Annotated in this window: 24 protein-coding genes; 10 read left to right on the forward strand and 14 right to left on the reverse strand. The window is 67.9% G+C overall.

Annotated features, from left to right (window positions below; genetic code table 11):
* Positions 1-354 precede the first annotated feature (354 nt).
* Positions 355-1,533 (reverse strand): acyl-CoA dehydrogenase family protein, encoded by a 1,179-nt coding sequence (locus ACFV15_RS36665; protein ID WP_378356578.1) that lies wholly within the window; start codon positions 1,531-1,533, stop codon positions 355-357.
* A 39-nt stretch (positions 1,534-1,572) separates the two neighbouring features.
* Complete coding sequence (locus ACFV15_RS36670) at positions 1,573-2,277, reverse strand: helix-turn-helix transcriptional regulator (protein ID WP_378356518.1); 705 nt, start codon at positions 2,275-2,277, stop codon at positions 1,573-1,575.
* A gap of 133 nt (positions 2,278-2,410) precedes the next feature.
* Here ACFV15_RS36670 and ACFV15_RS36675 point away from each other — a divergent pair, with 133 nt between their 5' ends.
* Positions 2,411-3,553 carry an aminotransferase class I/II-fold pyridoxal phosphate-dependent enzyme gene (locus ACFV15_RS36675; RefSeq protein ID WP_378356520.1) on the forward strand — a complete coding sequence of 381 codons (1,143 nt, stop codon included), beginning with the start codon at positions 2,411-2,413 and terminating at the stop codon, positions 3,551-3,553.
* On the opposite strand, the gene ACFV15_RS36680 is transcribed toward ACFV15_RS36675, so the two are convergent.
* From ACFV15_RS36680 to ACFV15_RS36715, 8 genes are all read right to left on the reverse strand, one after another.
* Positions 3,538-4,812, reverse strand: coding sequence for an APC family permease (locus tag ACFV15_RS36680; protein WP_378356522.1), 1,275 nt, complete (start codon positions 4,810-4,812; stop codon positions 3,538-3,540). The genes ACFV15_RS36675 and ACFV15_RS36680 overlap by 16 nt on opposite strands.
* Positions 4,812-5,909: a pyridoxal-phosphate-dependent aminotransferase family protein gene (locus ACFV15_RS36685; protein WP_378356524.1), complete on the reverse strand. Its 1,098-nt coding sequence runs from the start codon at positions 5,907-5,909 to the stop codon at positions 4,812-4,814. Before ACFV15_RS36685 ends, ACFV15_RS36680 begins: the two co-directional genes overlap by 1 nt.
* A gap of 181 nt (positions 5,910-6,090) precedes the next feature.
* A complete protein-coding gene (locus ACFV15_RS36690) occupies positions 6,091-7,548 on the reverse strand; it encodes a pyridoxal phosphate-dependent decarboxylase family protein (protein ID WP_378356526.1) in 1,458 nt (485 codons plus the stop codon).
* On the reverse strand, positions 7,541-8,359 hold the full coding sequence (locus ACFV15_RS36695; RefSeq protein WP_378356528.1) for an SDR family NAD(P)-dependent oxidoreductase: 819 nt from the start codon (positions 8,357-8,359) through the stop codon (positions 7,541-7,543). Before ACFV15_RS36695 ends, ACFV15_RS36690 begins: the two co-directional genes overlap by 8 nt.
* Positions 8,359-8,685: a hypothetical protein gene (locus tag ACFV15_RS36700; RefSeq protein ID WP_378356530.1), complete on the reverse strand. Its 327-nt coding sequence runs from the start codon at positions 8,683-8,685 to the stop codon at positions 8,359-8,361. The genes ACFV15_RS36695 and ACFV15_RS36700 overlap by 1 nt, the downstream gene beginning before the upstream one ends.
* Positions 8,682-9,203 (reverse strand): hypothetical protein, encoded by a 522-nt coding sequence (locus tag ACFV15_RS36705; protein WP_378356532.1) that lies wholly within the window; start codon positions 9,201-9,203, stop codon positions 8,682-8,684. The genes ACFV15_RS36700 and ACFV15_RS36705 overlap by 4 nt, the downstream gene beginning before the upstream one ends.
* Positions 9,200-9,532: a hypothetical protein gene (locus ACFV15_RS36710; protein WP_378356534.1), complete on the reverse strand. Its 333-nt coding sequence runs from the start codon at positions 9,530-9,532 to the stop codon at positions 9,200-9,202. The genes ACFV15_RS36705 and ACFV15_RS36710 overlap by 4 nt, the downstream gene beginning before the upstream one ends.
* On the reverse strand, positions 9,522-11,126 hold the full coding sequence (locus ACFV15_RS36715; RefSeq protein ID WP_378356536.1) for a phytoene desaturase family protein: 1,605 nt from the start codon (positions 11,124-11,126) through the stop codon (positions 9,522-9,524). Before ACFV15_RS36715 ends, ACFV15_RS36710 begins: the two co-directional genes overlap by 11 nt.
* A gap of 131 nt (positions 11,127-11,257) precedes the next feature.
* On the opposite strand from ACFV15_RS36715, the gene ACFV15_RS36720 reads away from it, so the two are divergent.
* The 3 genes from ACFV15_RS36720 to ACFV15_RS36730 all read left to right on the forward strand — a co-directional run bounded on the left by ACFV15_RS36720 (position 11,258) and on the right by ACFV15_RS36730 (position 13,537).
* Positions 11,258-12,484 carry an aminotransferase class V-fold PLP-dependent enzyme gene (locus ACFV15_RS36720; protein ID WP_378356538.1) on the forward strand — a complete coding sequence of 409 codons (1,227 nt, stop codon included), beginning with the start codon at positions 11,258-11,260 and terminating at the stop codon, positions 12,482-12,484.
* Between the two features lie 113 nt (positions 12,485-12,597).
* Positions 12,598-13,056, forward strand: a complete 459-nt coding sequence (locus ACFV15_RS36725; RefSeq protein WP_378356540.1) for an SgcJ/EcaC family oxidoreductase — start codon at positions 12,598-12,600, stop codon at positions 13,054-13,056.
* A gap of 25 nt (positions 13,057-13,081) precedes the next feature.
* Positions 13,082-13,537: an SgcJ/EcaC family oxidoreductase gene (locus tag ACFV15_RS36730; RefSeq protein WP_378356542.1), complete on the forward strand. Its 456-nt coding sequence runs from the start codon at positions 13,082-13,084 to the stop codon at positions 13,535-13,537.
* A 181-nt stretch (positions 13,538-13,718) separates the two neighbouring features.
* On the opposite strand, the gene ACFV15_RS36735 is transcribed toward ACFV15_RS36730, so the two are convergent.
* The 3 genes from ACFV15_RS36735 to ACFV15_RS36745 all read right to left on the reverse strand — a co-directional run bounded on the left by ACFV15_RS36735 (position 13,719) and on the right by ACFV15_RS36745 (position 15,169).
* Positions 13,719-14,183, reverse strand: coding sequence for a peroxiredoxin (locus tag ACFV15_RS36735; protein WP_378356544.1), 465 nt, complete (start codon positions 14,181-14,183; stop codon positions 13,719-13,721).
* A gap of 18 nt (positions 14,184-14,201) precedes the next feature.
* Positions 14,202-14,681 (reverse strand): SgcJ/EcaC family oxidoreductase, encoded by a 480-nt coding sequence (locus tag ACFV15_RS36740; RefSeq protein ID WP_378356546.1) that lies wholly within the window; start codon positions 14,679-14,681, stop codon positions 14,202-14,204.
* A gap of 128 nt (positions 14,682-14,809) precedes the next feature.
* Entirely contained in the window at positions 14,810-15,169 is a 360-nt protein-coding gene (locus ACFV15_RS36745) for a YciI family protein (protein WP_378356580.1), read from the reverse strand.
* Between the two features lie 133 nt (positions 15,170-15,302).
* Here ACFV15_RS36745 and ACFV15_RS36750 point away from each other — a divergent pair, with 133 nt between their 5' ends.
* From ACFV15_RS36750 to ACFV15_RS36775, 6 genes are all read left to right on the forward strand, one after another.
* The gene (locus ACFV15_RS36750) at positions 15,303-16,529 is read left to right on the forward strand and encodes an RNA polymerase sigma factor (protein ID WP_378356548.1); all 1,227 of its coding nucleotides are present in this window, start codon (positions 15,303-15,305) and stop codon (positions 16,527-16,529) included.
* Positions 16,530-16,538: 9 nt separating this feature from the next.
* Positions 16,539-19,343 (forward strand): AAA family ATPase, encoded by a 2,805-nt coding sequence (locus tag ACFV15_RS36755; RefSeq protein WP_378356550.1) that lies wholly within the window; start codon positions 16,539-16,541, stop codon positions 19,341-19,343.
* A 102-nt stretch (positions 19,344-19,445) separates the two neighbouring features.
* Complete coding sequence (locus ACFV15_RS36760; RefSeq protein WP_378356552.1) at positions 19,446-20,375, forward strand: hypothetical protein; 930 nt, start codon at positions 19,446-19,448, stop codon at positions 20,373-20,375.
* A 124-nt stretch (positions 20,376-20,499) separates the two neighbouring features.
* Positions 20,500-20,922: a YciI family protein gene (locus ACFV15_RS36765; RefSeq protein WP_378356554.1), complete on the forward strand. Its 423-nt coding sequence runs from the start codon at positions 20,500-20,502 to the stop codon at positions 20,920-20,922.
* Entirely contained in the window at positions 20,915-22,114 is a 1,200-nt protein-coding gene (locus tag ACFV15_RS36770; protein WP_378356556.1) for an RNA polymerase sigma factor, read from the forward strand. Before ACFV15_RS36765 ends, ACFV15_RS36770 begins: the two co-directional genes overlap by 8 nt.
* A gap of 233 nt (positions 22,115-22,347) precedes the next feature.
* Positions 22,348-23,982, forward strand: coding sequence for a recombinase family protein (locus ACFV15_RS36775; RefSeq protein ID WP_378356558.1), 1,635 nt, complete (start codon positions 22,348-22,350; stop codon positions 23,980-23,982).
* 117 nt (positions 23,983-24,099) lie between these two features.
* On the opposite strand, the gene ACFV15_RS36780 is transcribed toward ACFV15_RS36775, so the two are convergent.
* Positions 24,100-24,669, reverse strand: a complete 570-nt coding sequence (locus ACFV15_RS36780) for a hypothetical protein (protein WP_378356559.1) — start codon at positions 24,667-24,669, stop codon at positions 24,100-24,102.
* Positions 24,670-24,694 lie beyond the last annotated feature (25 nt).

The raw sequence follows: 24,694 nt of genomic DNA on the forward strand, positions 1-24,694 counted from the left end.
CCAACGGCCCCCTCGCTTCACGAGGGGGTCCGCGAGTGGTAACTCCGCTGCATCCAACGGAGCAGAGTTACCACTCGCCCGCAACCGTCACCGCAGACCCCGCCCGGGGCCAGGCTCCATCGCGAGCACGCACGACCCCGATCGGCTGGGGTGTGTGGGTTTTGGGGCGTTAGACGACGCAAACCCACACACCAAGCCCCGGCGTGGAGGATTTGCGTCGCCTAACACCGCAAACCCTCCACAGTCACTCTTTCGTGGCCAGGGCTGAAGCAGGCCAAGGTCGCCCACCACGACATGACACCTTTGCCCTTCCGCCCAAAAGAACCGGCCGTACCACTCACGACCCCAAGGGGATCAGAGGTAGTGCGTGTTGGGGCCGAGGCCGCAGGCGATGCGGCCGTAGAGCTCCAGGTTGGTGTTCGGGTGCATGACCGCGTGCAGGTTCACGACGCGGATGTCGCGCTCGATGCGCTGGATCGGCACCGAGCTGTACGTCGACGAGCCGCCGCTGGCGGTGGCCAGGATGTCGATGGCCTCCTTGGCGCGCTGGCAGGTGGCGCCGAGGTCGAGCCGGACGCGGGCGCGTTCCTCCAGCGTCCACTCCTCGCCGGAAGCGGTCTTGGAGTCCACCAGGTCCGCGGCGCGGAGCGCGTGGAAGCTCGACTCGTCGACCTTGATCGTGGCCTCGGCGACCTGCAGGTGGGTCAGCGGCGCCTCGGCCTGGTTGGTGTAGTCGGTGTAGGTGATCTTGCGCCCCGGGAGCCGCTCGAAGAAGGACTCCTTGGCCGCCTTCGCCAGTCCGACCGCGATGGCGCTCACGGTGGCGCAGGCGGTGGGCAGCAGCGGTGCCTGGAAGATCGGGGAGTCGGCGTTCTTGACCGACGAGTACTTCTGGTGCAGCACCGGGCCCATCTTCAGGACGCGCTCGGCGGGGACGAACACGTCACGCGCGACGGTGCTGACGCTGCCGGAGCCGCGCAGGCCCGAGGTGTACCAGTCGTCGATGATCTCGAGGTCCTTCAACGGGATCGCCGTCATGATCGGCTCGGGGCCGTCGGCGTCGGGGTCGAGCAGGATCGCCGAGTTGGTGTTCCAGTGGCTCTGCTGGGCGCCCGAGTTGAACGTCCACTTGCCGTTGACGAGGTAGCCGCCGGCGGTCGGCGTCGCGGTCGCGGTGGGGCTGAGGATGCCGCAGACGCGCACGTCGGGCGTCGAGAAGATCTCGTCCTGCACCTCGTCGGGGAACAGGCAGGCGATCCAGGTGCTGATCGTCCAGACACTCGAGGTCCACGCGGTCGAGCCGTCGCCCCTGCTGAGCTCGGTGACGGCCTCGGACAGCGTGCGCAGACCGACCTCGTGGCCGCCGTAGCGCTTCGGGATGCGCATCCGGAAGAAGCCGGCGTCGGTCAGCGCTTCGAGTGTTTCGGGGTGCAGCTTCCGGTTTTCCTCTGTCCAGGCCGCGTTCGCCTTCAGCAACGGCACCAGGTTCGAGGCACGGCTCACGAATTCCTGCTCCGACGGTGTTCCCACAATATACTCCTCGGACCGGTCAGCAAGGTGACTTCGAGATTCTCAGCAAGCGAGCGCCGCTGGCTCCTCTTCCCTTGCTGAATCGTCGAGCAGCGCCAGCAACGCGGGCGGGTCCGCGAGCCGCCTGGCGCGCAGCCTGATTTCGGGAACGCGGATATCGCTGTCGGACCCGATCTGCACCTGCCCGGTGCCGCCGAGCAGATTGCCGCGCATGGAATGCGCCAGCACGAACCAGTTTCCCGCGGGAACACCGTCGAGCACATATTCTCCCGGCTGTTCCATGATGACGTGCCGGGCCGGAACGCCTTCGAAAACCCGGCCGGAGAACAGGCCGACGAAAGCCGGGAACGCACCGTTCCAAGCCAGCGTGCCGCGGACGACGCCGCGCCCGTTTCCGCACCCGGCGACGAACGGCGGTGGGTCCATCCGGCGGTACCGTGACGGCGTGACCCCTACGCTGTAACGGAATCTGGTGCTGAACGAGCCGACCCCGCTGAAGCCGACCTGATTGGTCACGTCCGCTACACTCAGCGAAGTGGAGACCAGCAACCGTTTCGCCTCCGCGATCCTGACCGCGGACAAATAGCGGCCGGGGGATATTCCAGTGACCCGCTGGAACATCCGGGAGAAATGAAACTTGCTGTACATCGCGCAGCGGGCAAGATCATCGACGGTCAGCGGCGTCGAGTATTCTTCCCGCATCGTTCCGATCGCCCGCTCAACGGCGGTGACAGCCGAGAGATTCATGCCTTCGAGTATCGCGAGCGGCCGTCGTCCTCCTCCAGCGTGCGCTTCATGAATACCCCCATGCGTTTCGCATGGGCCGAAGGTGCGCACGCTCAGAGACGCGGGGCGCGGCGACGCCGTCAAGACTGTCGCCATGCCTACACTTCCCGAGTTCCGGCTGGAAGCTTATTTCTCCCGGTGGGAGTTCGTCGCGCGGTATCACCTCACCGCGTCGGACGCGCAGACGGTGACGAAGGCCGAGCTGCTCGCGCTGGCGGGCGACGAGGACCGTGAGCGCTGGGAAAGCATGGACCTGAGCTACGGCGAGACCTACGGCCTGCCCGAGCTCCGCGCGGCGATCGCGGGCACGTACGACAACCTCGAAGCCGAAGACGTGCTCTGCTTCGCGGGCGCCGAGGAAGCACTCAACCTCGCGATGCACGTCCTGCTCGACAAGGGCGACCACGCGATCGTCATCACCCCGAACTACCAGGCGGCCGAAACGATCCCGCTGTCGATCTGCGAGGTCACCGGGATCGCGCTCGACCCGTCGGACGACTGGCGCCTCGACGTCGACGCGCTCGAGCGCGCCATCCGCCCCAACACCAAGGTCATCTCGGTCAACTTCCCCAACAACCCCACCGGAACCATCCCGGACAAAGCGACCTGGGCACGGCTGGTCCGCCTGGCCGACGACCGCGGGATCCGGTTGTTCAGCGACGAGGTCTACCGCGGCGTCGAGCTCGACCGCGAAGCCACGCTGACGCAGGCAGCCGACCTGTCGAAAACCGCATTGTCGCTCAATGTGCTTTCCAAGGCTTACGGACTCGGCGGCCTGCGCATCGGCTGGATCGCGTGCCGTGACCGCGCGCTGTTGCAACGCCTGGAGCGCGCCAAGCACTACGCGTCGATCTGCAACTCGACGCTCAGCGAGGTGCTCGGACTGATCGCGCTGAACGCCAAGGACCGGCTGCTGGAACGCAACCGCCGGATCATCGCCGAGAACGTGCCCGTGTTCGACGCCTTCTTCGCCGCCTTCCCCGAGCTGTTCGAGTGGCAGCCCCCGAAGGGCGGCTGCGTCACTTTCCCGCGTTATCTCGGCGAAGACGGCGTCGAAGCGATGTGCGCCGGCCTCGTCACCGAGGCCGGCGTCCTGCTGCTGCCCGCCAGCCTGTACGTCTCAGGGCTGACCCCGGTGCCCACCGACCGCTTCCGCGTCGGCGTCGGCCGCAGCGACCCGAAAGACGCATTGGGGGCATGGGCGGACTGGATCGAGAAGCGTCAACAGCAGCATTGAATGGCGGCGTTCTTCCGGAACACCATCAGCAGCGCCAGCACCATCAACACGCCCGCGTAGATCAGGCTGGTGCCGAAGAACGGCAGCATCGCCGCCGCGCCGATGGCGACGCCGATGTTGCACAGCCGCGCGGCACGCCCGGTCAGCAGCCGGTGCGCGGCCACGAAGGTGACCAGGAAGATCAGCAGGAAGGCCGCGGAGGTCGCGGTGATGAGCCGCTCCTCGCTGCTGCCGGTCACCGCGAGCAGGCCGACCGGCACGCCGTACCCGGCGATCAGCGACAGCAGCGCGACGTACGGCACGTTCCGGCGTGCGGACACCTTCGTCAGAGCCGCCGGGAGCAGGCCGCTCCTGGCCGACGAATAGACCATCCGCGAGGTGCCGAGCACCCACGCGTTCGTCGCGAGCAGCAGCAGCACCACGGCGACGATGCCGCCCACCCGCGCCAGCGTCTCCCCGCTCACGATCCGCAGCAACGTCGTGAACGCCGTGATCTGGCTGCCTTCCGCGGCACCGGGCGGCACCACCAGCACGATCGTCGCGGCCATCGCCAGATACAGGAACCCGATCACGAACACCGCCAGCGCGATGGCCTTGCGGAACGTCCGGCGCGGATCCACCACCTCTTCGGCGACCGGTGCGGCGTTCTCCCACCCGATGAACCCGAAGAAACACACGATCAGCGCCGCGCCGACGCTGGACCACCCGTGTGGCGCGAACGGCGTCAGGTTCGCGGTGTCCGCGCTCGGCATGGCGATGGCCATCACGACGACCAGGAAGGTCACGAGCGCGATCAGCACGGCGCCCTGGACGAAGCTGCTCGTCTTGACCCCGAACAGGTTGAACAGGACCGAGCCGACCATGATCGCGAAGCCGAGCAGCACCACCTTCAGGTCACTCGGGTTGGGATCCCACATGTTCAGCAGATACCGGGACGCGGCGAGACCGAGCACGGGGTTCGCGATGAGCAGTGACAGCACCAGGAACGCCCCGACCCACCGGCCCGCCCGCGGTGCGATGCCGGTGCTGACGAAGCAGGCGATCCCGCTGGCGCTCGGATATTGGGCCGACAACCGCGCGAAGGTGAGCGCGAGCGGGTACGAGTAAAGGATCAGCAGCGCCCACGCGAGCAGCGAAAGCGGCCCGGCCTCGGCGGCCGCGTGCCCCGGCAGGATGAGGATGCCCACCCCCACCACCGAGGTCACGTAGTGGATGACGAGCCCGGATACACCCATCGACCGTTCTAGGGTGGTGGTCATCAAAGGATCCTCTCGATTTCGTGCAGGAGCATTTCGATCAGCTTGCGGTTCGCGGAGGTGCCGACCAGCCCGACGCGGAAGGTCTCACCCGCGAACGGCTCGAGGCCGCCCGCGATCATCACGCCGGCGTCCAGCAGCCGGTCGCACAGCTCGTTCGCGCGCGGATGACGGGCGACGACCACGAGGTTCGCCGCGTGCTCGTCGTCGGCGACGACGCCGAAACCCAGTCGCCGCAAGCCATCGCGGCATTCCATGCGCAGCTGCGCGCGCTGGGCGACCCAGTTTTCCCTTCCTACCGTGTGAATCCGGCGCAGACTGCTCGCCAGCACCTGGATCAGGCTGGTCGGCATGGTGACCGGCGTGGGTTCCCAGTCGTCCTCGGTCGCCGCGTGCTCCCATCGCGCGAGATCGAGATACCAGGTCGGCGGGCGCACCGAGCGAGCGTCGACGCGCTCCTTTCCAGAGTCGGAAAGCGCCACCACGGCGAGCCCCGGTGCGCCGCCGAGTCCCTTCTGGGAAGCGGAAACGAGCGCGTCGACCCCCATCGCGCGCATGTCGATGTGTTCACCGCCCGCGGCCGCGATGGCGTCGACGAGCAACACCGCGCCGGACGCGTGCGCGAGCTCGGCCAGCCGGTCGATCGGGTGCCGGACCGCGGTCGCCGTCTCCACATGCGTGACGACCAGGCCATCGCAGCCACTGAGATCGATCCGCGCCGGGTCGACGGGCTCGCCCGGCTCACAGGAGACGACCCGCGCGTCGAGCCCGTGCGCCCGCGCGATGTCGACAAGCCTGCTGCCGAAGTAACCCGAGTTCACCACGGCCACCCGCTGCCCCGGTTCGAACAGGTTGAACATCGCCGCGTCCAGCCCCGCGGAGCCGGATCCCGGCAGCAGGTACGTGCGGTCCGCGCCCAGCAGCGACGCGAGATCCCCGTGCACGGCGGCGAAATCGGCCATCCACGCCGGACCGTAGTGCGGCTCGATCTGCCTGCCGAGCACCGCCAGCTCACGGGGATGCAACCGGCACGGTCCCGGGATCATCAAATGCCTGATCCCGCCGTGGCCGCTCTCGACCGCCGCCAGCGCGTTGTTCATTTCTGCCTCTCAGGTCAAGTGGTTGCCATCGGAAGTCCTTCGGGGGTATTCGGCGGATCCAGGTTTCCGCTGGGCGTGCGGCCGTGAGGCCCTCGTACCGGGTTGTACTCGGGCCTTGCGGCCGTGCGTCCAGCGGGAAGCTGGGCCGTCGAGACCCCCGGAGGACTTCCGATGGTGACCATTAGGCCGCCCGTGGCATGGAGAACCTCCGGGCGGCGATTTCACGTAGTGCGCGCCACAGCCGTTCGATGTCGGCGCGCGTGGTGTGGATGTTGCCGATCGACACCCGGATCACGTATCCGTCGTCGATGACCGTGTGGGAGATGAAGGCTTCGCCGGAGGCGTTGACCTCCTCGACGATTTCGGCGTTCAGCCAGTCGTTGACCTCCCGGTCGCCGCTGGGCTCGAAACGCAGGCACACCAACGGATAAACCGAGTCGACGGGGACTCGCCACAACGGTTCTTCGGCGACGGCGTCGCGCAGCCAGTTCGCCAGCTGGACGCTGTGCTCCAGCCGCGCGGCCAGTCCCGCCCTGCCGAACGTCCTGATCACCCACCACAGCTTCAGCGCGCGGAAACTGCGTCCCAGCTGTGGTGTCAGGTTCATGTAGTCGACGGTGTGCTCGTCCTGCGCCGAGGTCAGGTACTCGGCGACGAGGCGGAACGTGTCCGCCAGCGCGCCGCGGTGCCTGCAGTACAGCGCCGTCGCCTCCATCGGGATGTACAGCGTCTTGTGCGGGTTGACCACCAGCGAGTCCGCCAGCGTCAGGTCCTCGACCTGCTCGGCGAGCGACGGCGCCAGCCGCCAGAACCCGCCGAACGCGGCGTCCACGTGCAGCCAGACACCGTTGCGCTCGCAGATGTCGGCGATCGCCGTGATCGGATCGGCGGCGCCGACCGAAGTGGTGCCGACCGTCGCGACCACCGCCACCGGCTTGAACCCGGCGGCGAGGTCCGCGGTGATCGCGGCTTCCAGTGCTTCCGGGAGCATCCGGTACTGGTCGTCGGTCGGGATCTTGACCAGGTTCGCCGTGCCGAAGCCCAGCGTGATCGCGGCCTTGTCGACCGAGCTGTGCGCCTGGTCGGAGGTGTAGAGCCGCAGCACAGGCAGGTCACGCCCGGCCAGGCCTTCGACGCGGACGCTCGGCCCGAGCGCGGCGTCACGCGCGGCCGCGAGCGCGTACAACGTGGCCAGCGAGGCGCCGTTGACCAGCACGGAGTCGGTCTCTTCCGGATAGCCGACCATTTCCGCGATCCACCCGAGCACGACCCGTTCGAGCGCGGACGCCGCGGGGCCGCTCTTCCACAGCATGGCGTTGACGTTCAGCGCAGCGGTCATCGTCTCGGCGAGAACCCCGGGAAAGCTGGCGCTGTTGGAGAAATAGCCGTGGAACGACGGGTGGTTCCAGTGCACGAGATACGGCAGGACCAGCTCACGGGTGTCGGTCAGCACCCGATCGAAGTCCACACCCTGCTCGGGCAGCTCGGACAGCAGCGAAGCCGACAGGTCACCGGTGTCCCTCGGGACGGTCACCGGGACCTGCCGGATCGACTCGAAATGCGCCCGGAGCACGGCAAGGAGTTCCCTGCCGTGCTCCTCGAACTGAGCAGGCGCCCAGTCGCCGGGTTCCTCAGACATTGGCTGCCTCTGCGAAGAGTTCGGTCACGTCTTCGTCGTGGTCGACCGGACGGTCACCCCAGTCCCAGCCGCCCGACACCGAAAGCGTGGCGCCGGAGATGTATCCGGCCCGGTCGGAGACCAGGAACGCCACCGCGTCGGCGATGTCGTCCGAGGTGCCCAGCCGTCCGGCCGGCACCCGCTTGGCCATCCAGCCCGCCTGTTCCGGCGGCAGGTGGCCGTTGTCGATCAGGCCGGGCGCGACACAGTTCACCGTGATGCCGTGCCTGGCCTCCTCGGTGGCCAGCGACCGGGTGAGCACCGCGATCCCGGTCTTCGCCACCGTGTACGCCGCGAGGTTCGGCGCGCCCCTGACCTCCAGCGCGGGTGCGAGCCCGATGGTGATCACCCGGCCGAAACCACGCGCGCGCATACCGGGCAGCGCCGCCTTGGTCGCGTAGAACGCCGAGTTCAGATTGCTGTCGATGATGGCCTTCCACCGCTGCGCGGAGGTTTCCGCCACGGCGCCGAGCACGAACTCACCGACGTTGTTGACCAGTATCGAGACCGGCGCGCCGAACACCCCGGCGGTCTGGCGCACGGCGTGCTCGGCCTGCTCCGGCTCGCACAGATCGGCCCTGACCATGATCGCGCGGGCTCCCGACGCCCGGAGCCGGTCCACCAGCGCCTGCGCGCTCGCGGCGTCGCTCCGGTAGTTGACCGCGACCATCGCGCCCTCCGCGGCGAGCCGCTCGCACAAGGCACTGCCGATCCCGCGCGCGCCGCCGGTGACGAGCGCGACCTGGTCCGTGCCAGGAAGCCGCGTCTCCATCAGTGGTCGTCGTCGTGGTCGTGCTCGTGCGGGACCTCGTTGAGGTAGCTGATCTCGCGCGGGCCGGTGCAGTAGGTGGCCTCGAAGTCACCGAGCAGCGGCTCCTCGCCGCCGATCAGGTCTTCGGCCTCCTCGCGGCTGCGCCACGGGTACATCACCCACACCTTGGTGGGCTGCTGCTCGTGCTGGTAGAAGGTGGCGTGGCCGAGGAAGGCCGGGTGCTCGTGCGCACGCGGGCCGACCAGGTCGTCCATCTTCTGCATCAGCTCGGGCACGCGGTCGGCGTAGTCGTCCTTGATCTCCCAGGTTTCCAGGACGTGGATCATGACTCTGTCTCCTCAGTGCTCGCGGTTTGGCGGAAGTGCTCGGACAGCAGGGATTTGCCCTCCGGCACGAACTTTTCGCAGACGAAGATGTGGTGGCGCCGGTTGCGTGACTGCGCCGACCAGAGCTTGGTGGCGGCGAGCCGCACGGCGCCCGGCACGCGCCCGGCCCGGTCCGCCGCCTTGAACCCCCGGCGCAGCGAGGTGAGCCTGCTGAGCATCTGCTCGTGTTCGATGTTCAGCGTGCCGGAGAAACCCGGGGTCATGAACGGCGGCGCCATCGACGGGCGGATCACCCGCTCGTAGGTGTCCTGGCCGAAGTCCGCCGCGTAGCGCATGGTCGCGGTGGCGGCGTCATAGAGGATCGTGAGTTTCCGGAAGGCCGCTTCCAGCTCCGTCCAGCGCGACCTGTCCAGCGCGGTGCTCGCCTGCACGAGCAGCCCGTTCATCGCCGCCAGATTCAGATGGAAGAGCTGGTGTCCCAGCTTCCAGCGGAGCACGGCCTGCCCGGTGTCATTCACGCCGCGGCCTCCCCGAAGTCGTCGTGCGCGTGCGCCACCCATTCCGCCAGCGTGCTGTGCAGGGTGACCACGCAGCCTGCCAGTATCGCGACCTTGTCCTCATCGGACAGTGAGCTGCGCTCGAGGTCGAGCAGCACGTCACGCTGAACGTCCAAACAGGACTGTGTCCAGGTCGCCAGGTCCGGCCGCTGCCGCACCAGCCGGAAGTAGGCGTCGTAGTGTTCCTGTCCGGCGATACTGGTGAGCGCGCCGGGTATTTTTCCGTCGCTGGGCAGCGAAATCGACTGGATCAGTCCTAGGTCGATGTCGTATTCGCCCTCACCGGCCATTTCGCCGCTCCATGAAGTACCGGCGCACGGTCTCGCTCGCGTTCCGGCCCGGAATCCCGAACACACCACCGCCGGGCCGCGTGCCCGAACCGCAGAGGAAGAACCCTGGCACCGGGGTGTGGTAGTCGGGGTAACCGGCCACCGGACGCCCGGCGAACAGGTCCAGCGGGGACATCGCGCCGTGGTAGAGGTTTCCGCCGGGCAGCCCGATCTCGCGCTCGATGTCCGGCGGGGCGAACAGCTTGCGGTGCGTCACCGCGGCCGTGAGCCCCGGCAGGTACGGCTCGACGTAGGCCAGCAGGTTGTCCAAGAAGGACTCCCTGATCTCGTCCCAGGTCGTGCCTGCCGGCTGGTAGGGCAGGTACTGCAGGTACATGCTCATGACGTGCTTGCCGGGCGGCGCGACATCGGGGTCGAGGATGCTCGGGATCGAGCACTCGACGTGCGGCTTGGTCGGCGGGATACCGGCCCGCATCTCGGCGTGCACCAGGTCGAGATGGTCCATGTCCGGCAGGATCTGCAGTGTCCCGTTGAAGTGCTCGCCGAAGCCGTCGAAGCCGCGGACCTCGGGGAGCCGGTCGAGCGCGAGGTGGACCTTGCCCGCGACGCCCACGTGCGGGCGGTTCGCCAGCGCGGCGCGGTAGCTGGCTGGCACGACATCGGGGTCGACCATCTTCCCGAAGGTGGTCGACGGGTCGGCCGCCGAAACCACGGCCTTCGCGGAGATGTGGGTGCCGTCCTCGAGTTCGACACCGCGGCAGGCGATGGCACGGGGGCAGCTGCCGAGCAGGATCTGCTTGACGGCCTTCCCGGTGTAGATGTCCACTCCGAACTCTTCACAGGCCGCGGACAGCGCACGCGTGATGCTGCCCATCCCGCACTTGACCTGGCCCCACGACGGGCGCGCGTCCTCGGTCGTGCCCATCTGGTGATAGAGCATCAGGTACGCGGTGCCCGGTGTGGAGGGCCCGCCGTCGACACCGACGGTGCCGTCCGTGGCCAGCGTGACCTTGAGCGGCTCGGACTCGAACCACTCGTCGAGCACCTCACGCGCGCTGCCGAAGAGCGTGCCCACCAGCAGGCGGAGGTCCTTGTCGTCGAGCCCGGCCGTGGCCTGCAGAATGGCCTTCAGCGCCGGGATGTCCTCGAACAACGGCGCCCTCGACGCGCCGGTCACGTACGGCTCGGCGAAGCGCGCGACCCGGCGCATCGCGGCGCCGTATTCGAAATACGCGTCCGCGTCGCGCACCGAGAACTTGCTGATCTCCGCGTGCATTTTCGCGGGATCGGATCTGAAGCTGAGGTGGCGCCCGTCCGCGAGGAGCGCGGTGACCGACGGATCGCGCTCCATGACCCGCAGGCCATGCTTCGCGAGCTTGAGGTCCTCGATGATCTCCTTGCGGAACAAGGTGGTCACCAGGCTCGCGGTACTGAACCGGTGCCCGGGGAAGACCTCTTCAGTGATGCAGGCGCCACCCACGAAGTCGCGCCGTTCGACCACCGCGACGCGGTAGCCCGCCTGTCCCAGATAAGCCGCGCAGACCAGACCGTTGTGCCCGGCCCCGACCACGATCACGTCATATGTGTCACTCACGGATTCATCGTGCGACGCCGGGGCGTCCGCGTCATCTCTGAGGATGCTCTGCGATGGAGCACGACCAGAGTTGCGCCGATTCCCATTCCTTGGACATGCTCGTCCGGGAGAACTTCACCAGGAGGTCGACCGTGTCATCCCCTCTGATGGACTCGGCGTTACCCGCGGTGGCAGGCACGGACGTCCGGGTGCCGCTGGCGGACGGAACATCGGTGCCCTACGCGAACTTCGACTACGCGGCGAGCGCGCCATGCCTGCTCGCGGTCAAGGACGCGCTGGATGTGGCATTGCCGTTGTACGCCAGTGTGCATCGAGGCGCGGGGCGCCTTTCCCAGCTGACCACGCGTGCTTACGAAGACGCCAGGCACACGGTCCGCCGGTTCGCGGGCGCACGGCAGGACGACGCGGTGATCTTCACCCGCAACACGACCGACTCGATGAACCTGCTCGCCTCCTGCGTGCCACTGGACACCACGGTCGTGGTCTTCGAATCCGAGCACCACGCCAACCTGCTTTCCTGGCTGCACCGGCATTTCGTGGTGCGCCTGCCGATGCCGTCCTCACCGGAGGAGGCCGTCGCCTCGGCGGCGAGCGCGCTCTCACCCGGCTCGCTGCTCGTGGTGACCGCCGCTTCGAACGTGACCGGCGAGCTGTGGCCCATCGAGGAACTGGCCGCGGCCGCGCACGTCCGCGGCGCGCGGATCGCGGTGGACGCCGCGCAGCTCGCACCGCACCGGCCGATGGACATGTCCATTGTGGACTACGTGGCCTTCTCGGGACACAAGCTCTACGCACCGTTCGGAGCCGGTGTGCTGATCGGGCGCGGCGACTGGCTGTCCGAGGCGGATCCGTACCTGCGCGGCGGCGGCGCCAGCAAGCTGGTCGGCCCCGACACGGTCGTCTGGGCGACCGCTCCCGAGGAACGGCACGAGGCAGGCAGTCCGAATGTCCTCGGCGCACTGGCGATTTCCGCCGCCTGCTCGGCACTGGAATCCGCAGGCTGGGCTTCTCTCGTGGCAGCAGAGGAAAGACTGCTCAGCCGGTTGCGCCTGGGTCTGTCGATGATTCCCGGCCTGCGCGAACTTTCCTTGTGGGGCCCCGATTCGGCACGGGTGGGCATCGTCTCGTTCGTCGTCGGTGGCTGGGAAGCTCGCCAGCTCGCCCAGACCTTGTCCGACCACTACGGCGTCGGCGTCCGCGACGGCAAGATGTGCGCCCACAACCTGGTTCGCCATTTACGTGGTGGTTCGGACGGCTCGATCGTCCGCGCCAGCATCGGCCTCGGCACCACCCGCGCGCACGTCGACCGCCTGGTCACCGCGCTGGCCGACCTCACCGCCGCCCGCGCCGCCGCCTGAAAACTGCTCGAGCCGCCGACCGTCGCAGGAAATAGGAAGCGACGCCGTCTCGCGCGCGGACAATGAATCGGGGACGACCATAGGTATGCGATCGCTTCGATGAGGAGACTTTTATGTCGGTCAGTGCCGAAGACAGGTTGACGGCTTACTACGGGCAGTTCACTTCCGAGCGCGAGAAGGAAGTGCTGAGTGTCCCGCTCCGCTTGGTGGGGGCGTGGGCGGAGAACAGCGCCGACGGCGTGGCCGAGGTGTTCACCGAGGACGGCATCCTGATCCTGCCGGGTGACGTGTACAAGGTCGGCCGCGAAGAGATCAGGGCGTTCATGAAGGCCGCCTACGCCGGCCCGTTCAAGGGCAGCGGCGTGACCGGCCAGCCGGTGGACCTGCGGTTCGCCTCGGACACGGTCGCGCTGATCCGCACCCACGGCGGCATCCTCGCGCCGGGCGAGACGGAGATCGACCCCGAGCTCGCCGTGCGCTCGACCTGGATCACCGTCAAGAAGGACGGCGAGTGGTTCCTGGCCGGCTACCAGAACAGCCCCCGCGGCGCCGGCGCCACCCTCCGCTGGTAACCCACTGACTCCGAGGAGAAAACCCATGCCAGGCAAGGCATCCGAACTGGTCGCAGGCGCCAAGAAGTGGGCAGCCAATTACGGCGACTTCCCCAACGGCGAAGAGGGCGCGGTGCTCACCGTGCCGCTGCGCATCCGCGGCGCGTGGGAACGGGGCGACGCCGAACTGTTCGCCGAGGTCTTCGCGGACAACGGCAGCATGCTCGTCGGCGACAAGCAGCTCCAGAGCCGCGAAGAGGTCCTCGAGTACATGACAGAGGCCTTCAAGGGCACCTACAAGGGCGCCCGCCTCGAGGAGACCCCGGTGGTGATCCGCAAGCTGTCGGACACCGTGGCTTTCGCGGTGACCAAGGGCGGTCTCGTGCTGGAAGGCGAGACCGAGGTCGCTCCGGAGCGCGAGGTCCGCGCGACCTGGGTGATCGTCAAGGAAGACGGCGACTGGAAGCTGCTGAACCACCAGACCAGCCCCATCTCGGGCTGAAACGGCTTTCGCGAACAAGCCCGCTTTACTCCATCGGAGCAAAGCGGGCTTTCTCGCGTCCGCTTTGGTCGTGAGTGTTTAGACCGGTTAGAACCGGCCGTACCACTCACGACCCCGGAACGCGGGCATGACCGAGCCCCCGCGCGAGGGGCGGCGCGCGGGGGCTCGGCGGTGACGCGGATCAGCCGCGCAGTGCGGCGACCGCCTTTTTCCAGTTGGCTTGGTCGCGGGCTTCGCGAGGGGAGACGACCTCGGCGAACCGCACGATTCCCTTGGTGTCGATGAGGAAAGTACCGCGGTTGGCCATGCCGCCGATGTCGTTGAAAACGCCATAGGTCTTCGCGACCTCGCCGTGCGGCCAGAAGTCCGACAGCAGCGGGAAGGTGAAGCCCTGCTGCTCCGCCCAGGCCTTGAGCGCGAACGGGGTGTCGACGGAAACGCCGACCACCTGGACGTTCTCGTCGTCGTACCCGGCGAGCTCGTCGCGGACCTGGCAGATCTCGCCTTGGCAGATCTGGCTGAACGCGAACGGGTAGAACACGAGCAGCACGTTCTTCTCACGCCACAACGAGCTCAGGGTGACCTGCTCCCGGTTGAGGTCGCCGAGGGTGAAGTCCGGGGCCGCCGAACCTGTTTCCACCGCCATGAGCCGATTCCCTTTCCGTCATCCCTTGATGGGGCTGGTCTGGTGGGACAGCAGCTTCAGCCCGCCGCCGTCCTTGACGATCACCCAGGTGACGCGGACCTGCCGCTCCGGCGCGGTCTCCGTCTCGCCGTCGAGCAGGATGCCACCCTGGCTGATCACCAACGCCGTGTCGTCGCTGAGGAACCGGACCGCCAGCGGATAGCCGCGCACGCGCGCGCCGCGGAAATAGCCCTCGAAGCCCGCCTTCATGTACTCGCGGATCTGCTCGCGGCTGGTGAGCTGGTCGTCTTTCATCAGGAGGCTGCCATTGTCGGCGAAGGTGTCGGCGAAGAAGTCGGCGTCGTTGCGCTCCCAGCCTTCCTGGATGCGCATCGCCACGGTGAGCACGGCCTTTTCGTCCTCGCCGGTGAACTCGCGGTAGTACGAAGTGTCCTCTTCGATGCCCGCTGCGGCGAGGATGGCCGACGCGTCACCCCACGGCGTGGTCGTTGCAGCCATGCTGTTTTCTCCCTGGTTATGGTCGCGCGCCGATCGGTCCCGACAACCATCTCGCACAGGGCCCGCCGAAAAGTCCTCTCCTTTGCGCAAAAAAGCGGAGCGCGGGATTTCCGCGCTCCGCTTGGGGGTCAGGCCGTGGGACCCGCGTAATGGACGATCTCCCGCACCTCGATGCCCAGTCCGCCGAATTCGACCTCGGGCATCATGGCGGCGATTTCTAACGCCCGATCCCGGCTGTCGGCCTCGATCACGTAGTAGCCCGCCAGGAATTCCTTGGCCTCCAGGTACGGGCCGTCGGTGACCGTCCGCTTGCCACCGTCGAGCCGGACGACCGAGCTCTTTTCGGTGTCGGCCAGTGCCCAGGTGCCGACCATCTCCCCGGTCGCCCTGATCTTCGTCTGGAAGGCGTCGTGGCCGTTCATGACCTTGTCCTGGGTCTCGGCGTCCAAACCGGCCCAGGTGTCCGGGTTCATGTGGATGATCAGCATGAACTTCACGGGTCCACACTCCTTTAGCTGGTCACGGCGCTCTTCTCGGCGCCTCTCGCTGGTTGGTCGGAGCGGAGGGGCCGTTCTCGACATCGGCTCGCACACTCTTTCCGGCACGGGGCACCATAGTGCCGTGGAGACTGTCGATGATGTGGTCAAGGAGCTCGTGCCGCGCGTCCTCGGCACGCTGGTGCGGCGATACGGGCAGTTCGACCTCTGCGAAGACGCCGTGCAGGACGCGCTGCTCGAAGCGACCGTGAGCTGGCGCGAAACGGGCCTTCCCGACAATCCGACCGGCTGGCTGGTTACGGCCGCGTCCCGGCGCCTCATCGACCGCGTGCGCAGCGAGTCGGCACGCCGTCGGCGCGAAGAGACGGTGTACGCGCTGGAGGAACCCGTCGCTCAGGACGGACCCCTGACGGACCGGGACGACTCGCTGATCCTGCTCTTCCTGTGCTGTCACCCGAGCCTGTCCGACGAATCCCAGCTCGCGCTGACGCTGCGCGCGGTCGGCGGCCTGACCACCGCGCAGATCGCCAAGGCGTTCCTGGTTCCCGAAGCCACCATGGGCCAGCGCATCAGCCGGGCCAAGCAACGGATCAAGACCTCGGGCGGGCGGTTCGAAATGCCGCCGGAAAGCGAGCGGGCCAAGCGCCTCGACGTCGTTCTCCACGTGCTGTACCTGATCTTCAACGAGGGCTACACCAGCACGTCGGGCCCCGAGCTGCACCAGGTCGAGCTGACCGGCGAGGCCATCAGGCTCACCAGGGCGCTGCGCCGGATGCTGCCCGGCGACACCGAGATCGCCGGGCTGCTCGCGCTCATGCTGCTCACCGACGCGCGCAGTGCCGTCCGCACCGGCCCCGACGGCAGCTTGACCCCGCTCGCCGAGCAGGACCGCGGCCGCTGGGACGCCGACGCGATCGCCGAAGGCGTCGCGCTCACCACGGAAGCGCTGGCCAGCGGCCCCGTCGGCCCGTACCAGCTGCAAGCCGCGATCGCGGCCGTCCACGCGGAGGCGCCGAGCACGGCCGGGACCGACTGGCCGCAGATCGTGCTCCTCTACGAACTGCTCGACCGGATCGCGCCCAATCCGATGGTCACCCTCAACCACGCCATCGCCGCGGCCATGGCCGACGGCCCGCAGACCGGCCTCGACCTGCTGAAACCCCTCGACGACGACCCCCGCGTCGCCAAAGGACACCGCTTACCCGCCGTCCGCGCCCACCTGTTCGAGATGACCGGTGACCTGCCCGCGGCCCGTGCGTCCTACGAACTCGCCGCCTCGCGGGCCGAAAGCATCCCCGAGCGGAACTACCTGCTGGCCAAAGCATCCGCTCTCACCAGCGGTGACCGTTAGTATTCCGACGTGCGCACACCGGTACCCGGAGTTCCCCTGCTCGAGCGGGAAGACGAGCGCGGGCGGATCGAGGCCGCACTCGACTCGGCCGCGCGCGGCGAAGGCCGCGTGGTGGTCATCGAAGGCCGCGCGGGCATCGGCAAGACCCGGCTCGTCCAGGACACCCGCGCGCTCGCGAAGGAGCGCGGCTTCGGACGCCTGCAGGCGGTGGGCGACGCGCTCGAAGGCGCGATGGCGTGGGGTGTCGTCCGGCAGATGGTCGAGCGGTCCGTTTCGCGGTACAGCGGCGAGATCCGCGACAAGATACTGGCCGGGCCGTCCGGTGCGGCGCTGACCGCGCTGGACACCGCGGCCGCCGACCCGTCCGAAGCCGAACTGGCCCGCACGCTGCACGCGCTGTGGTGGGTGGCCGTCGACCTCTCGTCGACGCGGCCGCTGCTGATCACGGTCGACGACGCGCACTGGGCCGACCTGTCCTCGCTGCAGTTCCTCGTCTACCTGTCACGCCGCATCGCCGACCTGCCGATCGCGCTGGTCGTGGCCACCCGCCCGCCGGCGGAGAGCACCGGCCCGCTGGCCCAGCTCAGCGTCTCCCGCCAAGCCGAGCGGATGCTGCCGCGGCCGCTGTCCGCGGAAGCGCTCGGCGAACTCATCGGGCCCGCCGACGAGACCGTGGTGACCGCCGTGCACGCGGCGAGTGGCGGAAACCCTTTCCTGGCAAGGGTTCTCGTCGACGAGCTCGCGGCGCTCGGGTTGCCGCTGGACGTCGCCTCGACGGCCGATCGCGTCGGCAAACTCGGGCCGAGCACCATCTTCCGCGCCTCGATGGGACGGCTACCCGGCGAGGCCATCCATCTGGCACGCGCGGCCGCCGTGCTCGGCACCGGCTGCGACCCGTGGCTCGCGGCCGCGATCGTCGGCCTGAACCCCGGCGGCCTGTCGGTCGCCGTCGAAGCGCTGGTGGCCGCGAACGTGCTCGCGAACGACGGCGACCACCTCGTCTTCATCCACCCCGTCGTGCGTGAGGCCGTACTCGCCGAACTCGGCCCCGTCGGCCGTTCCACGCTGCACGCCCGCGCCGCGACCAGGCTCTGGTCCGCGAAAGCCGCCGCGGACCGGGTCGCCGCGCACCTCGCGCAGGCGCCACGCGGCACCCTGCCGAACGCGGCCGACGTGCTGCGCAAGGCCGCCGCGTCACTGCTCGCCTCCGGCGACGCCCGCACCGCCGTCGCCCATCTGATCAGGGCGGTCGACGAGCGTCCCGACGACGCGGGCCTGCGCGCCGAGCTGGGCCGCGCGCTGCTGCGCGCCGGTGACGCCACCGAGGCCAGGCGCCATCTCCGGGTCGCCGCCGCCGGGTTGCCCAACGCGGAACTCGTCGCGGCCGCGGCTTCGGCGACCGCGGTCGTCGACGGCCCGGTCGCCGCGATCGCCGAACTCAACGCGGCCATCGGCGAGTGGACGATCGGCGTCCGCGACAACGGCAGGCTGCACCTGGAGGCCAGGCTCGCGGTGATCCGGTCGTTCCTGGCCGACCAGCGGCACGTCGCGTCCGAGCACCTCAACCTGTTCGCCGACCTGCGTGGCCGCACCCCCGACGAGCGCACGCTGCTCGGCCTGCTCGCCCAGATGGGCCGGTACGAGGTCCGTCCGTCGCGCGAGGTCGCGGCGACGGCGTTGCGCGCGCTGTCCGACGGCGCCTACTTCGACGACGCGACCGGCAGCACCGACGCGATGGTCGCCTGGGTGGTCGCGCTCCTGGCGTTGATCTCCGCGGACGGAGTCGACGACGCCAGGCGGGAGATCGACAGGGCCAGGTCGCGGGTGCGCGCGCACGGTTCGCCGGTCGAGTTCGCGATGGTGGCCAACGCGGCGCTGTTCCTCAACTGGCGGCTCGGGAACGTCCGGTTCATGGAGGCCGAGTCCGAGGGGACGCTGGCCGCGATCCAGCATGAGGACCCCGCGCCGCAGGTCATCGCGTTGCGGGCGACTTCGACGCATTTCATGGCCTACGCGGCCATGGAACGCGGTGATTTCGAGTGCATGGCCGCGGTACTGGCCAAGTTCGACGCCGAGCACGCCGACGCGCCCCGCATGATGCCGATGATGTGGCTGCACGAGCCGCGCGCGCTGCTGGCGCTCGCGACCGGTGACCCGATCCAGGCCAGGGCCGAGGCGTTCAAGCAGCGTGACGCGATGCTCGCGGTCGGCGTCGACCCGCCCTCGATCCCGTGGCGGCTGCCCGCCGTGCGCGCGTCGATGCTGCTCGGCGACGAGGCCGAGGCGCTCACGCTCGCGGAAGAACAGCTGGCCATCGCCCGGAAGTGGGGAGCCGCGACCGAGGTCGGCGCCGCGTTGCGCCTGCTCGCGCACGCCGACGCGTCGCGACGGCTGGACCTGCTCACCGAGTCCGTCGCCGTGCTGGAGAAGTCTCCCGCCCGCCTGCATCTGGCTCGTTCGCTGGTCGATCTCGGCGAGGCACTGCGCGTCGCCCGCCGCCGCACCGATGCCCGCACGCCGCTCCACCGCGGCATCGACCTGGCGACCGAATGCGGCTCGGACGTGCTGCGCACGCGCGGCGTCGAGGCACTCGAAGCGCTGGGCGACCGCCCGCGCAAGCTGATGTTCGCCGGTCGCGAGGCACTGACCGCGAGCGAACGCCGTGTCGCCGACCTCGCCGCGCTCGGGCGCGCGAACCGGGAGATCGCCCAGGAACTGTTCGTCACCCCCAAGACGGTGGAGAACCATCTGGGCCGGATCTACACCAAGCTCGGCATCAACGGCCGCCGTGAGCTGGCGAAAGTCCTCACCTAGGTACCCCCAGGAACGAGTTGAGGGATCGTCCCTCATGCGTTTGGGGGATCCCGGCGAACAAGCTTTACCTACCAACAGGCCACACACCGGAGGTAGGAAGCCATGATCCGCAAGACCGTTCTCGCCGCAGTCACCACCACCGCACTCGCCGGCGCCATCTACCCGGCGACCGCGTCGGCCGACCTCGGCACGCCGCCGCCTTGCGTGAAGGTCTCCGACCTGACCGGCCCCGCCTTCGAGGTCAAGCAGTGCGGCGTCAGCGACGTCGACCAGTTCCGCGCCGGGCTGGAGAACAACGGGAACGCCTACTGCGGCCCGACCTCGCTCTACAACGTCATGCACTACTGGTCACACGTGAAGAAGGCCCCGATCGGCTGGGTGACCACCCGCGTCGGCAACCTCGACCCCCAGGACCAGTCCGACTACAACGTCATCACCAACTCCATCGGCCGCATCGGCGTGGACGCGAAGTACGACGGCGGCACCAAGATGGGCAACCTCCGCACCGCGTGGAACATCGCCACCAAGCCCGCCCGCGACGCGGGCTGGTCGACCGGCGACGGCAACATCAGCTCGGCGACCAGCTCCGACTTCGCCGGTGACCTGGCCAAACGGCTCAACCAGGGCCCGGTCCAGCTGGTGTACGGCCGCTACAAGGCAGGCCCGCAGGCCGGTTCGTTGCAGCGCAACGGCGGCCACATCGTCACCGTGGTCTCGGCGAAGGGCACGTTCAACGGCAGCACCATGCAGCTCAAGCTGGCCGACCCCGGCCGCGCCGGCGACCACGGCCAGGACGGCTACCTGAGCACCCAGTCCGCCTACGAGTCACTCGACGTCACACTGGAGCGCAAGGTCATCCGGGAGTACATCCCGGTCGCCGACGACGAGAACACCCCCGAGGACGAGAGCGTGCAGCCCGGCACCTACCGCTACGTCGAACGCTGGGAGCTGACCGGCCCGCGGTACGTCGGCACCACGCGGCAGATGGTCGAGACCTTCAACTGGTTCCAGATGGCACCTCCTGTCGGCTGACGTTGTCCGAAGGCCCCGCCCCCTCTGGTGGCGGGGCCTTCAAGTTTTTCCGAGAATGATGTCCGGTGTGGTCCGGCGGCTCCGACGTCCCTGACGAAAGACCACCGAGAGCAGGGAGAAGACCATGAAATACATCATCATGATGTTCGGCTCGCAGCAGGACTACGACATGCTCGCCGGCGGCCCGGCCAAGGGGCCGACCTGGACCCCCGAGGACTTCACCAGGCTCGGCGAGTTCATGGAAAAGTGGAACGGCGCCCTCATCGAGTCCGGCGAATTCGTCGACGCCCAGGGCATGACGGCCCCCGTCCACGCCCGCCGCATCTCCCTGCGCGACGGCGTCCCGGTCGTCACGGACGGCCCGTACGCCGAAACCCAGGAAGTGCTCGCGGGCTACACCCTCGTCGACTGCGCGAGCTTCGACCGCGCGACGGAAATAGCCGCCCAGCTCGCCCACACCCCGCACCCGGCAGGTTCCGACCTCGGCCGCGACTGGTACGTCGACGTCCGCCCGATCGCGGATTCCAGGGACCATCTGGATGGCTGAGGGCCTGGAGGACCTGCGCGTGCTCGCACCGCAGGTCCTCGGCGCCCTCGTCCGCCGCTTCGGCCACTTCGATCTCGCGGAAGACGCGGTCCAAGAAGCCCTGCTGGCGGCCGCCACCCAATGGCCTGCCCAAGGTCACCCCGACAACCCGCGCGCCTGGCTCATCACGGTGGCCTCGCGCCGCCTGACCGACCTCTTGCGCAGCGAACAATCCCGCCACCGCCGTGAAGCCGACGCTCGCCCGTTGACGTCAGGCCCGATTCCTGATTCCGACGACACATTGATCCTCCTCTTGATGTGCTGTCATCCCTCACTCTCGACAGCATCTCAGATAGCACTGACACTTCGGGCCGTCGGCGGCCTCAGCACAGCCGAGATCGCCCACGCTTTCCTTGTGCCAGAAGGAACAATGACCCGCCGGATCACCCGATCGAAGGAAAGAATCAAAGCCAGCGGGATCCCCTTCGCCCTCCCGCCGGACCACGCCGACCGGGTCGCGGCGGTCCTCCACGTGCTCTACCTGATCTTCACCGAGGGCTACGCGTCCTTGCACCGCAACGACTTGTCCCAGGAAGCGATCCGCCTGACCCGTATGGTGGTCCGTCTGCTCCCGAACGACAGCGAAGCAGCGGGCCTGCTCGCCCTCGAGTTGCTGACCGACGCACGCCGCCCGGCCCGCCTGTCCCCCGACGGTTCCCTCGTCCCCATGGAATCCCAAGACCGCACGCTGTGGAACGCCTCGCTCATCGCCGAGGGCACGGCGATTCTCACCAAAGTCCTTCCCAGGCAGAAACCCGGCCCCTATCAAATACAGGCCGCCATCGCCGCACTCCACGACGAAGCGCCGTCCGCCTCCGAAACGGACTGGCCCCAAATCCTTGCCCTGTACGAGATCCTGCTTCGCCTCTCGGACAATCCCGTGGTCGCGCTGAACCATGCGGTCGCCGTGACCATGGTCCGTGGCCCCGCCGATGGTCTAACCCTGTTGCGGGCCTTGGAAGCCGACCGACGCCTCACCTCAGACCACCGTCTGCACGCCACCCGAGCCCACCTTCTCGAGATGTCCGGCGACACCGCCTCCGCCCGCGCCGCCTACGAAACGGCAGCCACGCTATCCCCCAGCCTCGCCCAGCAACGCTACCTACGCACCCGAGCTGCCCACCTACCTTCGAGCGAACGCCCCCTTCCCTAGCTTGAGCAAGTGAGGGCCTCCCTGGCCACGTTCGATGTGATTTCCGCCTTGGGCGCGCAATGAAGTGAGGGTGCCCTCGAGTGCGCAGTAAGCACTCGAGGGCACCCTCACTTCGCGATCAGGCCCCGCCACCGTAGACCGGTGCAGGGGTCGTGAGTGTTTTCACCGGTTAGGAGCGATGGAAGTCAACGGACTACACTCCGATAAGGCTCCTACCAGCGAGGATACTCACGATGAGCGCAACGGCACCTCGGAAGCGGCGGAAGTTCAAGAAGCAGGTCAGCGAGCGGCCTGAGGTCGTGCCGTTCACTCCGGAGGATGACGCGGCGTTGTGCTACACCCGTCAGTCGCATTTCACGGATGAGAGCACGTCCAATGTGACCCAGACGCGGGACACGAACCGCTGGTGCAACGCCTGGGAACTTCCGATCGTCGAGACCGTGCAGGATCTGCACGTCTCCGGCGACTTGGAGCCGCACAAGCGGGCGGGCCTCGCGGAGTGGCTGACCGACGCGCCGCCCAAGCCGTGGAAGACGCTCGTGGTCCCGAAGCTTGACCGGCTGGTGCGGAACGTGATGGACGCGTTGACCTTGCTGGAGTGGCTCAGGGCGCGCGGTAAGCGGCTGATCTCCATCGCGGAGGGCATCGATTCCAGTAACTCGATGTCCGAGTTCATGATCACGCTCATGACCGCGTTCGCTCGCATGGAACGCGAACGGATGAAGGAGCGCTTCCGCTCCGCGCGGGCGACGCTGAAAGATGAAGGGCGGTGGGCGGGGGAAGGTCACCCCTACGGCACCATGCCGGTTGAGCTGCCTGCCCGTGGTGGCTTCATTCTCGGGCTTGACCCGTACGCGGTGAAGATCCTGCATACGTTGTCCAAGAAGGCGCGGGAAGGTGCCGGGTTGTCGGTGCTGGGCGAGTGGCTCAAGAGCAACAAGGTCGTCACTCCGCGCAACCGGCAGGCACAGCTTGCGGCGGAACGGCGCGGAGAGGACGTCTCCACGGTCGAACTCACCGACGCCGAGTGGTCGCCGGGTTCGATTCGCCGAGTGCTGGAGAACCCTGACCTTGTGGACCTCGGCATCTTCGAGCCCGCCGAGCAAGCGGAGATCTCCGCGCGACTGGAGGAGAGGGCGAGCCGGAAGACACGCGGCAGCAACCAGCCTTACGGGCTGTCCGGTGTTCTGGTCTGCCCGGACTGCCTTGACCCGCTCTGGCACCGGATCGGCTCCCAGACACGCACACGCAAAGACGGCTCGACCAAGGAGTACGAATACCGCTACTGGCGTTGCCCGACCCGCAAGCACGGCCCCTCGTTGCGGGCGGATGAGATCGAGCCGTTGGCCGAAGAGGTGTTCTTGAAGGCGTTCGCGAACGTCCCTGTGCGGGAACGGATTGTGCTGCCGCCGACCAGCCACGCGAACGAGATAGCCAAGCTGGAGCGCGACCACGCGCGGCAGATGAGCAAGGTAGCGCGCGAAAAGGACGTAGACGAGCGGCGCAAGATCACGGCCGCCGGGGACAAGATCCTGGCCGATATCGACCTGCTCAGGTCGCTTCCGGCCGATCCGGGCGGCGTGCAGTGGGTTCCGACTGATCGGACCTGGAAGGAAGAACTGGCGGGCATGTCGACCGAAGACCGTCGTTTGCGGTGGCTCGAACTCGGGTTCAGCTTCGCGGCGAAGAGGCGGTCGGACGGTTCGTTGTCGGCGGGCTGGCGTTTGCCGGACGGCTGGCGGGAAGCGATGCCGGAGGTAGCGGGGTGGCAAGAGCGGGCAGGCGAGACCGGTGACGTGATCGATATGGCGAGCGTGCTCGACAGGCCCACGGCCGCACCCACCGAACCGGGAGGCGAGAAACCCTGAGCCCGTGGCGGGGCAGGCCCTGGCATGACAGGTCGCCTGCCACCGCACGACAGAGGCCACCGTAGCGTCCAGGAGGCTCCTGGCGTGCGGTGGCTTTTGTTAATGCTCCAGCGAATTCTAGTCGCGCGCGTTCTCGTCGTGCTGCGTGACTACGCGACTGTGCATACCGAGCATGCGCAGGCCATCGGTTTCGATGATCAACTCTGGCGGATTTCCATCCGCGCCAGTTCCGGAATACCAGACCGACTGGCCGTCATTGAATGCAAAGGTGGCCGTCTCGTCCCCCTTATCAACACGCAGAACGGTGGATTCAGATCGCGTGTCGGCAAGGAATAGGCCAACGGCGAGACCTTCCTCGTGGACGAGTGAACCATGAGGCCATCCAGGAAGCCTGAGCTCTGGATTATTGTTGCGCACCGCCGCAGGCAATGGTTGAACTTCGAAGTTGAATGAAACCTCAGTCCTCCCCGATTCCCATTCATGTATCCACAGCGTCGGGCGCTCCAGGCTGTCCAGTGAAATTTCCAAGTATCCCCGAAGTGGTACCTCTTCTCGGATATCGAAAACGTCATCAGGTGACAAAGTGAATTTTCGCGCAGGTGCCAGGTTGAAGACGATGGAGATTGGAACGGTTAATGCGCTGCGAACTCGCAGCGCATTAACGCGTTCTAAAGCCTCTTCTTTCATGGGTTCATAGTACCGCCATCCGCAG

Source organism: Amycolatopsis sp. NPDC059657, assembly GCF_042734395.1.
Lineage (GTDB): Bacteria > Actinomycetota > Actinomycetes > Mycobacteriales > Pseudonocardiaceae > Amycolatopsis.